This window comes from Mesorhizobium sp. B3-1-6 (assembly GCF_006439555.1).
In the GTDB taxonomy this organism is placed as follows: Bacteria; Pseudomonadota; Alphaproteobacteria; order Rhizobiales; family Rhizobiaceae; genus Mesorhizobium.
Genome location: NZ_VFTM01000043.1, coordinates 1 through 15,097 on the forward strand (window position 1 = coordinate 1; position 15,097 = coordinate 15,097).

Sequence of the window (15,097 nt, forward strand, 5' to 3'; positions counted from 1 at the left end):
TGTCCGAAAGGACGACCAGGATTCATTCGGTCTCCTTCCCACTTCAAACCATACACCAGAACCAACACACAGGATTCTATGGTCTGCGCCGCGTCGCTGCGCTCCTTGCTCCGCCATAGAATGACGACCGCGAGGGATGTCCCGGCTAATCTCCAAGGGTGCGCCACCAAGCGAGGCCGCGAAACGCACCCTGGCTCGCCGAAAGAGCGCCTTTCCCGCTTTCGAAAAAAGTTGTCGCATGTGGCTGCGGATGGGTTGCCGGTTGGCAACAACGCAATTATAAGCCGCTTCGTCTGAGCGCGCCCATCGTCTAGCGGTTAGGACACCGCCCTTTCACGGCGGTAACAGGGGTTCGATTCCCCTTGGGCGTACCAGTCTTTTCAAAGACATGTGAGGACCGTCGAGCGGCGATCAGGGGCTTAACGCTTGAGGACTATCTGAGGCAGAAGCTACCGACCGATCCGCTCAACAGCCAAATCGGCAGTTTCATTTCTGTGTGCGATCGCTTCGATGAGCCTTTGGATAGCCTCACCGGAGGCGGCGCGGCTGGAAACTTCACCCCGGATCAGACCTTCATGCAATTGATGAAGCAGCCAGAAACCCTCTTGGGGTTACATCCGTGGTTGGGTTGGCAAGGGCCTGGCCACATGGCAGCCGGGCCGTCGTTTCACTTTGCGGAATTCATCAGGACTTCTTGTTGCCGTCGGGATTTGGTGCCGGTGCCTCTCGTACGTCTCGCGGTGGCTTATCGACATGTTCAGGCTCTGGCGATCCTTCCTGATCGGGAACAGGGCCCTTTTTCTGGTCGGACTTCGGCTGCGGTTCTTTGACCTTGGTAGGCATATCGACGTAACTGGTTAACCCGCACTCTCGTTCCGCTTGCGGAGTGAAATTGCACGTACAGATGGCCGAGAGATGCCCATTGTACTCCCTCTCGACGGAACAGGCCTCGGACGTCTTGTTCGCTTCGGATTGGCAACCGACAGGAGGCGTCATGGAGCGGCCAGGTCTGGTTCATTGCGGCAGTCGGCGCGACAATGGGCTCTCGGGGGGCAGAAACCCGCCGTTAACGCCATTCACGGCTGACGGGGTGTAGGCTCCCAACCGGAGGTGTAGCTTCTCCCCGCTCCCAACCGTGGAGGCAAGAATGAACTTGCTTCGGATAGCGCTGCCGTGCGCGGCGATAATTGGCCTGGCAGGCACTTCGCCTGTTCGCGCCGACGATCAACCTGTCCAGCCGAATAGCCAGCCAGCGACGGAACCATCGCCGGCAATTCATTGCGAGGGGCAAAATTGCCTGCCCCCGGCCGAGGATCCGGTCCTCGACTGCAAGGGCCCGGATTGCACGCCGGCTCCGGCGACTGACCAGACGCCTGCCCCGGAGATGCAAAAGGTCAAGTAAATGGCATCAGCCGGCGTCTGGGATTACGTGCAAGCCGGGAAAGCGGCGCTGGCTGCCGATCAATCCGGAACCATGGGCGCCGGCTCTTCGCACCGATAAACCATGCACCGACCGTCGCTCGCCGGGACATAGTCGACCATCGGCACGTAGGGAGCATCGCACTCGTTGCCGAACTGGCGGACATAGCGATCATAGGTGTTCGCTCCGGTGCTCAGCACCGCCGCATGCCGGCTCTGGATCAGCGCCTGGGTCTGCGCGCAGGTCATCTTGCGTGTGTCGGGCCTCGCATCGGCGAAATTTGTGACGGCAACGATCATCGCTGCCGCGCAAAACGCAATCTTGCGTATGGGCATGGTGGCATCCTCGCAAAACATCGTATCGCAAATTCGCATCTTGCGACGCCGCTCCGCAACAGCGGTGCGGTCACGATGCAGCGAGCAAAGCCTTGAAAAAGCGTTTGAAAGCCGCGCCAAGGGTCTGGAATTGCCGGAGGACGAACGACGTCAGGTTGTTGCAAACACCACCGTCTGCAGTAACCCTCCCCCCTGCCTGTTCTCCAGCGTGATCGTGCCGCCGTAGCGCTCGATGATCTCCTTCGCGATCGCGAGCCCCAGCCCCGCGCCCGGAATGAATTGCGTGCGCGCCGGATCGACCCGGAAGAACGGCTCGAAGGCCTTGTTCAACAGGTCCGGCGGAATGCCGGGGCCGCGGTCGGCGATGGTGAGAACCGCTTGGCCGCCCCGCCCCGCAAGCGCGACGGAGCAGCTCTTGCCGTGCGTGGCGGCGTTGACGATCAGGTTGCGCAGCGCGCGGCGCAAGCCAAGCGCGCCGGCTTTGACCGATACGTGATCAAGGTGGTCGATCGTCACCGCGTGGCCAAGCGAGACCATCTCGACCTCGATATCGCGGACCAGCCTGTCCAGTTCCACCGGCTCGACCGCGTCCTGGTTCACCTCCTCGCGCACCAGGCGGATGGCGCTGTCGGCGATGCGATCGAGCTCGTCGAGATCGCTCAGCCATTTTTCGCGGTCTTCGTCGAGGAACTCGGCCCTGAGCCGCATCCTGGTCATCGGCGTGCGCAGGTCATGACCCGCGGCCGCGACAAGGCGCATGCGGCTTTCCATCGCGGTCTTGAGCCTTTCCGACAGCTCGTTGAGCGCACGCGCCGTCGCCCTGACTTCGGCGGGTCCTTTCTCCGGCACAGCCGCCAGCACCCCATCCGATCCGATCTTGCTGACGGCGGCTTCCAGCATTTCCAGCGGCCGCACCAGCACACCGGTAAAGTAGATCGACACCGGCGTGGCGCCGAGCACGATCAGCGCCATCCAGCCCGCCAGCCCGTACCAGACATCGCGCGGCGGACCGAAATCGGGAACGTCGACGATCATCCAGCGATTGCCAGGCAGAGCGACCGAGGCGACCATGCCCGGCCCGCCGACGTTACGGGTGACGACAGCCGAAACATCGACGCCGTCATGCTGCAGGATATCGTTCAGCACGCGCGTGTGCTTGCGGTCCTCGATACCGGGGGCCGGACTGCCGCTGACGGTGATCGGCGCGTCGCGCGCGGTCTGCGCGTGGCCGGGAGCCAATTGCACCATATACTGGATCTGGTGGGCCAGCGGCCCCATGATCAGTTCGGGCGACGGACCGCCGAGCACCTTGACGGCAACGAATGTCGCGAGGCCCACGACACCGAGGATCGAAACGACGAGGAGGATGATCAGCCGCCGGCGCAGCGAGGTCATGTGCCCGCCTCCGTCGTCGGGGCGCGGTACTCCATCGTCTCGACGCGCGCGGTCAGCTGATAGCCGCCATTGCGCACCGTCTTGAACAGCGCCGCCTCGCCCGCTTCGGCAAACTTCTTGCGCAGCCGGCTCACCAGCACGTCGACGGAGCGCTCCAGCGGATCGCGCTCGCGGCCCTGCGTCAGGTCGAGCAACTGGTCGCGCGACAAAAGCCGGCCGGGACGGTCGAGGAAAACCTGCAGCAGGTCGAACTCGGCGCCGGTAAGATCGATCAAGGCGCCATCGGCATCCATTACCTTGCGCGTGTCCGGCTCCAGCCGGTAGCCGGCGAACTGGTAGACGCGCACCTTGGGCGGAGCGGCCTCCTCGGGCGCCGAGCGCCTGAGCACGGCGCGGATGCGGGCCGACAGCTCGCGCGGGTTGAACGGCTTGCCGAGATAGTCGTCGGCGCCGAACTCCAGCCCGATGATGCGGTCGACATCCTCTTTCAGCGCCGTCAGCAGGATGACCGGGATGTGCGGCTTGCGGTCACGCAGGCTCCTGCAGATGTCGAGACCCGAGCCATCGGGCAGCATGACGTCGAGCACGACAAGATCGAACTGGCCGGCGCCCAGCTTCTGCTCGCACTCGCGCCTGTCCGCCGCCACCGAGACGCGAAAGCCCTGGCCGTCCAGATAGCGCCCGAGCAGCGTGCGGATCTCGCGGTCGTCGTCGACGACGAGGATGTGGGGTTGTGCCTGCATATCCGGCCCGTTTCACCTTGCCCGTTGTCGTTGCCCGTCTGTCACTGCTTGTCCCTGATTATAGGAAGTGCCGCGCGCCAACGGCACGAAAAATTGCAACCGAACGTTTCCCGCAAGGCGCCGGAAACGTTCGGAAACAAATCTCCTTTTTGCGGAAACCTTCGGCAACACGCCGACGCGAAGCGGCAAAAGTCCCTTCCTATCCTCCCTGCATCCGAAGCATGCAGGAAAGGATAACGTCATGCGAAGCAGACTTTTGGCGCTCGGCCTGTTCTCGGTCGCGGCGATCCACCCGGTGCTGGCCGCCCAGCCCGAGCCCGGCGCACCGGGCGACCAGCCGCCGGCCTTCGATCGGCAGGACGATGCGGGCCCAGGTCCGATGCGCTGGCACGGACAGCGCTGGGCGATGCGGCATGGACCGGAGGATTTCGGCCCTCGTCGCATGGGACCGCCGCCCGAAATGCTCGCGGCGCACCTTTCGTTGCTGGAGACCCGCATCGGCATCCGCTCCGAACAGCTTGACGCCTGGCGCGATTACACCAGCGCGCTGCAGGCGGTGCTGGCGCCGCCGGCACGACCGGACTTCGGCCTGGGCGGCACCGGCGGTCCGGGTCCCGACAGACCTGCGCCAGGTGCTGCCCGCGATCCCTTCGCGTTCCAGGAAAAGCTGGCCGACGATGTCACGACGCGCGCCGCCTCGGCGGCCAAGCTGAAGGACGCGATCGCTGCGCTCCGCTCCAAACTGACACCCGAACAGCTTGAAATCCTCGCTTCGGCGGATCGGCCGCATGGCCCGCCCCCCGGCCCGTGGGGTGATCCGCCGGATGCAGCCGGCCCCGGAGGTCTGCCCGATCACGGCGGACAGCTCCCTCCACCCCTACCCCGGAATGGCGAGCAACTCTGACCGGCTGCGCCGGCCGGCCCCCTGACCCACCCGTTCAAGGGCCGGCCGGTACTTTCTGCGAGTTGGCGGACGCGTCCGCGCGACCGCCAACTCGCATGGAACGCATTATGATGTGGGAAGCCCTGATGATGCTGCGGCTGCTTGCCTCCCTGGGCTCGCCCTTGACGACCCGCCCCGGCGCCGGCGCCAGGCAGCAGATCCTGTCGAAGCAGGTGCTGCAGGGGGCGATCCGGCTGAGCTTCGCCGCTTACCGCCTGTCGCTTCCGATCTCGCCTTCGAACACCGAAAATCATGACCAGAAAATTGCGTAAAAGCCATCTTCTCCTCGTCGCCATACTGGTCGCGGCCGCTGTCGCCGCGATGCTGAAGGCCTATGGCCGCGGCGCGCCGGAGCCGGACGTCGGGAAAGCCGCGCCTGCTCAGGCTGCCACGCTCACCGTTTCGGCGGAGCGGGTCCATCCCGAGGCGGTCACATCTTCCGTCAGCGCCACCGGCACGGTGGCAGCCTGGCAGGAAGCGATGATCGGCGCGGAAGAGAGCGGCCTGCGCCTGACCGAGGTCCTGGTGGCCGAGGGCGACCGTGTGAGGGCCGGCGATGTCATCGCCCGGTTGGACGACTCGCTCCTCAAGACCCAGCTTGCCGAGCAGAAGGCGGCTGTCGCCCAGGCGCAGGCGACGCTCGACTCCGTGCTGTCAGCCGCCGCGCGCGCCGACAAGCTGCTCGCCAGCAATGCCGTCAGCGCGGAGACCGCCGAGGAAAAGGCAACCGCCGTCAAGACCGGTAAGGCAGGTGTCGAGCAGGCCGAGGCCGCCGCAGACAGGTTGCAGGCCGAGCTCGACAGGACGACTATCCGCGCACCGTTCGACGGCATCGTGTCCAGCAAGCCGGCCGTGACGGGCTCCATCGTCCAGGCCGGCACTGAGTTGATGAAGATCATCCGCGACGGCAGGCTGGAGGTCGGCGTCCTCGTCCCGGAAAAGGATCTGGCGGCCATCTCGGTTGGCCAGGCGGCGAACATCGTCGACGCCTCGGGCCGCGCTTTCTCCGGCAGCGTTTCCTCGATAGCGCAGACGGTTAATGCGACCACCCGGCTCGCCACCGTCTATGTCGCGGTCGGCGAAGGTTCCGGGCTGAAGCCCGGCATGTTTGCCCGCGTCACGATCGAGACGGCGTCGTCCCGGCGGCTTGCCGTCGCCGAGACGGCCCTGGTCTGGCATGACAGCAAGCCGGCCGTGTTCGTCATTGACGGTGAAAGCAAGGTCAGCGCGCGTCCCGTCGCGACCGGCACGCGCCAGAACGGTCGGGTCGCCATCGAAAGCGGCCTGTCGGAAGGCGACCAGGTCGTCGTCGCCGGCGCCGGCTTCCTCAATGACGGCAATCTCGTGCGCGTCGCCGCCGGCGAAGCGACGGCTGTCGATGCCGCAAGCGCGGCGGAGCAGACGCAATGAACGCCATCTCCTCCTGGTCGATGGTGGCGCTGCCGCTGTCGGTTGGCGGCGCGCTTGGCTTCCTGCTCGTCACGGGCAAGGCACTTGGCATCTCGCCGTTGATCGGCATACTGATGCTGATGGGCATCGCGGCCAAGAACTCGATCCTGCTCGTCGAATATGCCCTGGTCGCCGAGAAGGAGCATGGCATGAGCCGCTTCGAGGCACTGCTCGACGCCGCCCGCAAGCGAGCCCGGCCAATCGTCATGACATCGATCGCCATGGGCGCCGGCATGTTGCCGGTCGCGCTTGGCATCGGCGCCGACGCCGAGACCCGGGCGCCGATGGCGATCGCCGTGATCGGCGGTCTCATCTCCTCGACCGTGCTCAGCCTCGTCTACGTGCCGGTGGTCTACACTTTCATGGACGACATCCAGGGCTTCCTCGCCCGCCATCTCGGCAAGCTGTTGGTCGAAGCGCCCGGCGCGACCGGCCAAGCGGGAACCGCAACTCCAGCGAAAGATCCAGCCAATGCATATCAAGCCTGATCGCTCTCTGTTGCTGGCGAGGCCTCGCCGCCTGTCTCCCTGGGCGGGAATTCTGTGCGCCGCGCTTCTCCTGGCGGCCTGCTCGCAGGAAAAGAGCCAGGTGCCGGCCGGCATGGGTGGCGTCGGCAGGCCCGAGGTCGGCGTCGTCACGCTGCATCCGCAATCGGTTGCGATCACCGCCGAATTGCCGGGCCGCACGGCTGCCTCTCTCATTGCCGAGGTGCGCCCGCAGGTCGACGGCATCATCCAGCAGCGCCTGTTCCAGGAAGGCGCCGAGGTGGTGGCGGGACAGCCGCTCTACCTTATTGACCCGGCGAGCTATCAGGCGGCCTATGACAGCGCCGTCGCCACCCAGCAGAAGGCGGAAGCCGCGGTGCCCACCGCGCAGGCCAAATTCGATCGTTATTCCGGGCTGCTGAAGCAGAACGTGGTCTCGAAGCAGGATTACGACGATGCCGCCGCGACCCTGGCGCAGGCCCAGGCCGATGTCGCGTCGGCCAAGGCCAGCGTCGAGACCGCGAAGATCAGCCTCAACCGCACCTCGATCACCGCGCCGATCGCCGGCCGGATCGACAAATCGTCATTGACGCCGGGCGCGCTGGTCACGGCCAACCAGGAGACGGTGCTGACCACCATTCGCTCGCTCGACCCGATCAATGTCGACGTCACGCAATCGAGCACCAACCTGCTCAATCTGCGCCAGGCGATCAACGAAGGCCGGCTGAAGTTCAGCGGGGCCAATGTCAGCGTCAAGCTGAAGCTCGACAACGGCACCATCTACGCCCAGGACGGCAAGATGGAATTCGCCGGCGCCAATGTCGACCAGTCCACCGGCACCTTCGCGCTCAGAGCCCAGTTTCCCAATCCCGACCGCCTGCTCTTACCCGGCATGTATGTGCGCGCCATCGTCGAGGAAGGCGTAGCCCAAAACAGCTTCCTGGTGCCGCAGCGCGGCGTCACCCGTGATCCCAAGGGCCAGGCGACGGCCATGGTGGTCAATACCCAGGGCAAGGTCGAGCAGCGTACGCTGAGCGTGCGCAACAGCGTCGGCAACAACTGGTTGGTGGATTCCGGCGTCGGCGACGGCGACCGCGTCATCGTCGAGGGCCTGCAGCTGGTGCGCGCCGGCGGCGACGCGACGGCGGTCGAAGTGACCATCGACGAAACGACCGGCGAGATCAAGGACCGCGAGCAGAACTCCGCCTCAGCCGCACCGGCGGGCGGCAATGCCGCCGGTGCCGCAAAGCAGCCGGCCTCCGGCGCAACCGGGAACTAAAGCGATGTCGGGTTTCTTCATCAACCGGCCGATCTTCGCCTGGGTGATCGCCATCGTGATCATGCTGGGCGGCCTGCTCGCGCTGCAATCGCTGCCGATCTCGCAATATCCGCAGATCGCGCCGACCACCGTCAACATCAGCGCCACCTATCCCGGCGCCGATGCCCAGACCGTCGAGAACTCGGTGACCAAGGTCATCGAGCAGGGCATGACCGGCATCGACAATCTCGATTACATGACGGCGACGTCGACCTCGACCGGTCAGGCTTCGATCACGCTGACCTTCACCAGCGCCGCCAACGCAGATACGGCCCAGGTTCAGACGCAGAACAAGCTGCAGCTGGTGCAGTCGCAGCTGCCCCAGGTCGTCCAGAGCAACGGCATCACCGTCTCCAAATCCTCGACCGGCTTCCTGATGGTCATCGGCTTCGTCTCCAGCGACGGCAAGATGAACTCGACCGACCTTGCCGATTATGTCGACAGCACCGTCAACGACACCCTGAAGCGCGTCGAAGGCGTCGGCTCGACGCAGCTCTTCGGCTCCGGCTATGCCATGCGCATCTGGCTCGACCCCGACAAATTGGCGCAATATGCGCTGATGCCGAGCGATGTCGCCACCGCCATCGAGGCGCAGAACACGCAGGTTTCGGCGGGCCAGCTCGGCGGCTTGCCGGCGCGCAAGGGCCAGCAGCTCAACGCCACGGTGACGGCCAAGAGCCGGCTGCAAACCGCCGAACAGTTCCGCAACATCATCCTCAAGAGCAATACCGACGGCTCGCTGGTTCGGCTGAACGACGTCGCCAAGGTCGAGATCGGCGCCGAAAGCTACACCACGCAGGCCCATTACAACGGCAAGCCTGCCGCCGGCGTCGCCATCAACCTGGCGACCGGCGCCAACGCCATCAGCACCGCCGAGGCGGTGCGCGCGACGATCAATCGCCTGAGCTCGACCTTCCCGCAAGGCGTCGAGGTCGTCTACCCATACGACACCTCGCCCTTCGTGCGCCTGTCGATCGAGGAAGTGGTGAAGACGCTCGCCGAAGCGATCGTGCTGGTTTTCCTGGTGATGCTGCTTTTCCTGCAGAACCTGCGCGCCACCATCATCCCGACGATCGCCGTGCCGGTGGTGCTGCTCGGCACATTCGGCGTGCTTTCCTTCTTCGGCTATTCGATCAACACGCTCACCATGTTCGCCATGGTTTTGGCCATCGGCCTGCTCGTCGACGACGCCATCGTCGTGGTCGAGAATGTCGAGCGCGTGATGCAGGAGGAAGGCCTGCCGCCGAAAGAGGCGACGCGCAAATCGATGCACGAGATCACGGGCGCGCTGATCGGCATCGCCACCGTGCTGTCGGCCGTGTTCGTGCCGATGGCCTTCTTCGGCGGCTCCACCGGCATCATCTACCGGCAATTCTCCGTCACCATCGTCTCGGCGATGGTGCTCTCGGTGCTGGTCGCGCTGGTGCTGACGCCGGCGCTATGCGCCACGATCCTGCGCCCGGCCAAGAACCATGCGACGCAGAAAGGTCCGTTCGGCTGGTTCAACCGCGTCTTCGATCGCGGCACGATCGCCTATCGCGACGGCTCGCACGGCATCATCAACCGGTCGTGGCGCTTCCTTGCCGTGTTCCTGGCCATCGTCATCGCCATGGGCTGGATGTTCGCCCGGCTGCCGAGCTCGTTCCTGCCGGACGAGGATCAGGGCATCCTGATCACCAGCGCATCGCTGCCGGTCGGCGCGACGCAGGATCGCACCGAGCGCGTGCTGGCTGAGGTGACCAACCACTATCTGAACGAGGAGAAGGACGCGGTCGAAGGCGTGTTCACCGCTTCCGGCTTCGGCTTCGGCGGCGCCGGACAGAATGTCGGCATCGCCTTCGTGCGGCTGAAGGACTTCGACCAGCGCAAGACGCCGGCTCTCGCCGCATCGGCGGTCGCCGGCCGCGCCATGGGCGCCTTCTCCAAGATCAGGGACGCGCAGGTTTTCGCGCTCGCCCCGCCCGCCATCCAGGGGTTCGGCAACACCAACGGCTTCGATTTCTACCTCCAGGACGTCAATGGCGCCGGCCATGAAGCGCTGATCCAGACACGCAACCAACTGCTGGGCTTGGCCGCGAAGAGCACGCTGCTCGCCAACACCCGTCCCAACGGCCAGGAGGATCAGCCGCAATTCTCGGTCGATATCGACCAGGAAAAAGCGAGCGCGCTGGGCATCAGCCTTGCCGACATCAACAACACGCTGTCGACCGCCTGGGGCAGCGACTACGTCAACGACTTCATCGATCGCGGCCGGGTGAAGCCGGTCTATCTGCAATCGGACCCGGACTTCCGCATGCAGCCGGAAGACCTCGACAAATGGCAGGTCCGCAACTCCGGCGGCGCCATGGTGCCGTTCTCGGCCTTCGCCTCCAGCCACTGGACCTACGGATCGCCCCGGCTCGAACGCTACAACGGCTCGGCCGCGGTGGAGATCCAGGGCGCGGCCGCGGCGGGCCAAAGCTCCGGCGCGGCGATGGACGAGATCGACAGGCTGGTCGCGCAACTGCCCGCCGGATATTCGCATGAATGGACCGGGCTGTCGCACCAGGAGAGGCTTTCCGGCAACCAGGCGATGTCGCTCTACGCGATTTCGGCGCTGGTCGTCTTCCTCTGCCTTGCCGCGCTTTACGAGAGCTGGTCGATCCCGTTCGCCGTCATGCTGTCGGTGCCGATCGGCATCTTCGGCGCGCTGGCGGCGGCAAGTCTGTTCGGGCAGACCAACGACGTCTATTTCAAGGTCGGGCTGCTGACCACGATCGGTCTTGCCGCCAAGAACGCCATCCTCATCGTCGAGTTCGCCATTGAGCGGCAGTCGGCCGGAATGGGATTGGTCGAGGCGACGCTCGAGGCGGCGCGACAACGCCTGCGGCCGATCCTGATGACGTCGCTGGCCTTCATCCTCGGTGTCACGCCGCTTGCGATCGCCAGCGGCGCCGGCTCGGGCGCGCAGAACTCGGTCGGCATCGGCGTCATGGGCGGCATGATCGCGGCGACCGCGATCGGCGTCTTCCTCGTGCCGCTGTTGTTTGTCACGGTGCGCCGCATCTTCAGGGGCAAGGCGGCCAAGCAGGATATGGGCGGGACACAAGCCACAGCCACTCCGGAATAAAGGTTTCTCTCAAATGTTTGATTTTGAACGCGGTTTCGCGACCGCGAAGGGACTCTTTTTGCCCGCGCTTGCCGCTGCCGTGCTCTCGGGATGCGTCGTCGGTCCGGATTACCGGAAGCCTCTGCTGGCAATGCCGGCGAGCTGGAGCGGGCAGAAAGCGGCGAACCCGGCCAAGCCGGCGCAATTGTCGAAATGGTGGCAGCGCCTGCGCGACTCCGAGCTGAACGCGCTTGTCGACGAAGCGGTTGCCGGCAATCTCGATGTCGCCACCGCCAAGGCCAAGATCCGCGAGGCGCGGGCGAGCTACCGCCAGTCGGTAGGCACATTGCTTCCATCCGCCGACGGTTCGGCCTCGGCCACCCGCAACAGGGTCTCGGCCGCCACTGCCGGAACGACGGCCAGCGAGACCTACAGCCAGTACCAGGCAGGCTTCGATTCCAGCTGGGAACTCGACCTCTTCGGCGCCAACCGCAGGGGCGTCGAGGCGGCGAGCTACGGACTGGACGCCTCCGAAGAAGAACTGCGTTCAGCCCTTCTCACGCTGGTTGGCGACGTGACCTCGAACTACGTCCAGGCACGCGGCTATCAGGCCCGCATAGCGCTTGCCCGGCGCTCTGCAGCGTCGCAGCGGCAAACCGCCCAGCTCACCCGCACGATGGCTCTGGCCGGCTCGGCGACCGCGGCGGACGTCGCCAAGGCGGATGGACAGGCCAGCGGCACGGAAGCCGGCATTCCGAGCCTGGAAGCGAGCTATGCCGAGGCTGTGCATCGCCTTTCCGTGCTGACCGGGCGGCCGCCGGCGGCGCTCACCGAGCGCTTGAAGCGCGCCGGACCGATCCCGGCGCCGCGCCTGCCGATCCCGACCGGCATCCCGGCCGACATCCTGCTCACCCGTCCGGACGTGCGCTTGGCCGAACGGCAATATGCGCAGTCCACCGCCAAGATCGGCCAGGCCGAGGCGGCACGTTATCCGAGCGTCAGCCTGACCGGCGACATCAGCACCACGGCCCTCAAGCTCGGCGATCTCGGCAAGAACTCCACCATCGGCTGGTCCTTTGGCCCCACGCTCAGCGTGCCATTGTTCAACGCCGGCCAGCTGCAGGCGGCCGTGGACGTCGCCAAAGCCCAACGCGACCAGTATTTCGTCGCCTACAAGTCCGCCGTGCTGACGGCTCTGGAAGACGTGGAAAACGCCACGGTTTCGCTGTCGCAGGAGCGCATCAGAAACGGCAAGCTCGCCTCCTCCGCGAAGTCCTATGGCGATGCCGCGCGGCTTGAAGGAACGCTCTACAAGGCTGGAGAGACCAGCCTTCTCGATGTGCTCGATGCCCAGCGGTCGGCCTATTCCGCCGACGACTCCGTCCTGCAAAGCCGCGTCTCGATCGCCACCGATTATATAGCCCTCAACAAGGCGCTCGGCGGCGGCTGGAACGGCGCGATCGACACCGCCAGGCCCGAAATCATCGATGTCCGCACCGGTCCGCGGCTGGCATCGAAGACGCAATGACCGGTGAGCCGTGCTGCCTATCCGTCACGAACGGCCCGAACAAATTCCCGTGAGCCATGCCCGCAAGCAATATCCCACTATATACCCACTACATAATAGCGTCGTTGAGGTAATGAGATGTCAGGCGCCTACGATCTGGGAACCAATCTGGTCCGCCGTATCTATGAGAAGCGCATAGATGCACCGGCCATTCTTGATGCCGGCACGCATTTTTCCAATGCCGCGAAGTTCACCGCCGCCTGGCGGGATATCCGCGACGAGGCGCTGGCGGCGAAGCTGAACAACGCGCCGCGCTTCCACGACATCATGCCGGAGCAGGCCGATATCTCGGCCAATGACGGTCTCGACTGGCGCATGTTCGTGCTCAAGGCCTATGACATGACGGTCCCGGAAAACCTCGCGCGCATGCCGGTCCTGAGCCGGCTGCTTGCGGAGTGCCCGGAGGTCAAATCGGCAGCTGTCTCATTCCTGGCCCCGCGCAAGCACATCCCGGCGCACCGCGGACCTTTTCGCGGCATCATGCGGTTCCATCTTGGCCTGGTCATCCCGAAACAGCCGGACGGCCGTCCGGCAACGATCATGATGATCGATCACGAGGAACGGCGCATCGCCGACGGCGAGTGCATGCTATGGGACGACACTTTCGAGCACGAAGTTATGAACAACTCGGATCAGCCCCGCGTCGCTCTCCTCCTCGACGTGTGGCGTCCGCAGATGCCGCTGGACATGGAAATCCTGTCGCGCGTGATCGTGCGCGGCGTGCAGGTGGGGATGCGCTATCGTGGCGTGTCGTTCGGCGGCTGAACCAGTTGCAAAGGCTCAAAGCACGCCGCGCTTTAAGCGCGCGCCTCGCGATACGTCCCTGTCGCGCTGCCACGCTTGCCGGGAAACATCGCGTCCCTCGCCAGCAATCCGCTGACGCGGCAGAAGGTAGCGAACGCGCGGCAGGCTTCCTCGGCGCTGGCCACGTCGACCGTCGCGCCGAAACAGGCGTTGAACGCGGCTTCGTAGACCTTGCCCTGCCGGCGCTTCGGCCAATCCTGCAGGAAATCGAGCGCCTGCTCGACGCTGTAGATTTCCTCGACCGGCAGGCCGGGCGCGGGCGTGATGCGCACCGGCACCTCGAATTGCAATCTGTCCATTCCCTGTCTCCCGAACTGGCGCAGCCCTGAGCAACGCCGCTCGATGTGAAAAGTTGCTTTTGCGGCCTTCTGACTCGCAAATGTGACCTCAGTGCGATGAAGAGTCGGTGCGGCGGATCGGCGTCAGTCCGGATCGGTACCGGCTGCATTGCCAATGCCGGATTTCCACCGTATTGCCGGCCATTACAGCTGCCGCGGGCGAAAATATGAGCGAAATCCGGGTCGAGTCTCTGGTCAAGCGCTATGGCGGCACCACCGCGCTGGACGGCGTTTCGTTGGCCTTTCCGCAGGGATCTTTCACGGCGCTGCTCGGCCCTTCCGGCTGCGGCAAGACGACGATGCTGCGGTTGATCGCCGGCTTCGAGGCGCCGAGCGAAGGCCGCGTTTTCCTTGGTGATGCGCTTGTCGCCGACCCGAAGCGGCAGCTGCCGCCGGAGGCGCGCAATGTCGGCGTCGTTTTCCAATCCTACGCGCTGTGGCCGCATATGGATGTCGCCGAAAACGTAGCCTATCCGCTGAAGGCCAGGCATGTTCCCTCCGCCGCCATCCCTGCCCGCGTCGCTTCGGTCCTCGATATCGTTGGCCTCGGCGGTTTCGCCAAGCGCCGCATCGACGAGTTGTCGGGTGGTCAGCGGCAGCGCGTCGCGCTGGCCCGCTGCCTGGTCGCCGAGTCCGGCATCATCCTGTTCGACGAGCCGCTCGCCAATCTCGACATGCATCTGCGCGCGGCCATGGTCGACGCCTTCCGCGATATCCATCGCCGCACCGGCGCGACCATCGTCTATGTCACGCATGACCAGGCCGAGGCCCTGGCGCTTGCCGACCGCGTCGCCGTGATGAGCAAAGGCCGACTGCTGCAGGCGGCACCCCCGCGGGAAATCTATCGCTCTCCCGCCGACGCCGCTGTCGCCGGTTTCGTCGGTCGCGGCAGCCTGGTCTCAGGCAACACCGTCGGCCATTCGGACAAGGCCTCGATCATCGATATCGCCGGCCACCGGCTCACGGCGCGCAGCCACGACAAACCGGCCGGTGCGGTCAAGGTCCTGCTACGCCCGGAAGCCTTGCGCATCGCGGCCGAGGGACTGCCCGCGACGGTGCTGGACAGCGTCTACCGCGGGCCGGTGCATGAAGTGCGGCTGGCGCTGGCCGAGCCCGGCCAGCACCTGCTCGTCGACAGCGCGGAGGCACTGGCGGCGGGACAGCGCGTGCATGTCGCCGTGTCGGACGCTTGGGTGGTACCGAGCGCCTGAT

12 protein-coding genes, 1 tRNA gene and 1 pseudogene are annotated in these 15,097 nt (G+C 65.3%); 10 read left to right on the forward strand and 4 right to left on the reverse strand.

The annotated features are described in order from the left end of the window. The first annotated feature begins 299 nt into the window (after positions 1 to 299). Positions 300 to 374, forward strand: a tRNA-Glu gene (locus tag FJ414_RS28080). 1,087 nt (positions 375 to 1,461) lie between these two features. On the opposite strand, the gene FJ414_RS28085 is transcribed toward FJ414_RS28080, so the two are convergent. The 3 genes from FJ414_RS28085 to FJ414_RS28095 form a co-directional block, all read right to left on the reverse strand. Next, positions 1,462 to 1,755, reverse strand: a complete 294-nt coding sequence (locus tag FJ414_RS28085) for a hypothetical protein (protein WP_140647620.1) — start codon at positions 1,753 to 1,755, stop codon at positions 1,462 to 1,464. 150 nt (positions 1,756 to 1,905) lie between these two features. Beyond that, complete coding sequence (locus FJ414_RS28090) at positions 1,906 to 3,150, reverse strand: ATP-binding protein (RefSeq protein WP_140647621.1); 1,245 nt, start codon at positions 3,148 to 3,150, stop codon at positions 1,906 to 1,908. Further along, positions 3,147 to 3,893: a response regulator gene (locus tag FJ414_RS28095; RefSeq protein ID WP_140647622.1), complete on the reverse strand. Its 747-nt coding sequence runs from the start codon at positions 3,891 to 3,893 to the stop codon at positions 3,147 to 3,149. Before FJ414_RS28095 ends, FJ414_RS28090 begins: the two co-directional genes overlap by 4 nt. A 241-nt stretch (positions 3,894 to 4,134) precedes the next feature. Here FJ414_RS28095 and FJ414_RS28100 point away from each other — a divergent pair, with 241 nt between their 5' ends. The 8 genes and pseudogenes from FJ414_RS28100 to FJ414_RS28135 all read left to right on the forward strand — a co-directional run bounded on the left by FJ414_RS28100 (position 4,135) and on the right by FJ414_RS28135 (position 13,508). Then, positions 4,135 to 4,797, forward strand: a complete 663-nt coding sequence (locus FJ414_RS28100) for a hypothetical protein (RefSeq protein WP_140647623.1) — start codon at positions 4,135 to 4,137, stop codon at positions 4,795 to 4,797. Positions 4,798 to 4,904: 107 nt separating this feature from the next. Next, positions 4,905 to 5,108, forward strand: a complete 204-nt coding sequence (locus FJ414_RS28105; protein WP_226891765.1) for a hypothetical protein — start codon at positions 4,905 to 4,907, stop codon at positions 5,106 to 5,108. Next, positions 5,089 to 6,246 (forward strand): efflux RND transporter periplasmic adaptor subunit, encoded by a 1,158-nt coding sequence (locus FJ414_RS28110; RefSeq protein ID WP_140647624.1) that lies wholly within the window; start codon positions 5,089 to 5,091, stop codon positions 6,244 to 6,246. The genes FJ414_RS28105 and FJ414_RS28110 overlap by 20 nt, the downstream gene beginning before the upstream one ends. 20 nt (positions 6,247 to 6,266) lie before the next feature. Continuing rightward, positions 6,267 to 6,773: pseudogene (locus tag FJ414_RS28115) on the forward strand (efflux RND transporter permease subunit); the annotation flags it as partial. Continuing rightward, positions 6,757 to 8,049, forward strand: a complete 1,293-nt coding sequence (locus tag FJ414_RS28120; protein ID WP_140647625.1) for an efflux RND transporter periplasmic adaptor subunit — start codon at positions 6,757 to 6,759, stop codon at positions 8,047 to 8,049. The pseudogene FJ414_RS28115 and the gene FJ414_RS28120, both read left to right, overlap by 17 nt. 4 nt (positions 8,050 to 8,053) lie before the next feature. Next, entirely contained in the window at positions 8,054 to 11,197 is a 3,144-nt protein-coding gene (locus tag FJ414_RS28125; protein ID WP_140647626.1) for an efflux RND transporter permease subunit, read from the forward strand. A 13-nt stretch (positions 11,198 to 11,210) separates the two neighbouring features. Beyond that, complete coding sequence (locus FJ414_RS28130) at positions 11,211 to 12,704, forward strand: efflux transporter outer membrane subunit (RefSeq protein ID WP_140647627.1); 1,494 nt, start codon at positions 11,211 to 11,213, stop codon at positions 12,702 to 12,704. Between the two features lie 117 nt (positions 12,705 to 12,821). Further along, entirely contained in the window at positions 12,822 to 13,508 is a 687-nt protein-coding gene (locus FJ414_RS28135) for an aspartyl/asparaginyl beta-hydroxylase domain-containing protein (protein WP_140647628.1), read from the forward strand. Positions 13,509 to 13,540: 32 nt separating this feature from the next. Here FJ414_RS28135 and FJ414_RS28140 read toward each other — a convergent pair whose 3' ends face one another. Then, positions 13,541 to 13,846, reverse strand: a complete 306-nt coding sequence (locus FJ414_RS28140) for a DUF982 domain-containing protein (protein WP_140647629.1) — start codon at positions 13,844 to 13,846, stop codon at positions 13,541 to 13,543. Between the two features lie 206 nt (positions 13,847 to 14,052). On the opposite strand from FJ414_RS28140, the gene FJ414_RS28145 reads away from it, so the two are divergent. Beyond that, on the forward strand, positions 14,053 to 15,096 hold the full coding sequence (locus tag FJ414_RS28145) for an ABC transporter ATP-binding protein (RefSeq protein ID WP_140647630.1): 1,044 nt from the start codon (positions 14,053 to 14,055) through the stop codon (positions 15,094 to 15,096). Position 15,097: the final 1 nt, after the last annotated feature.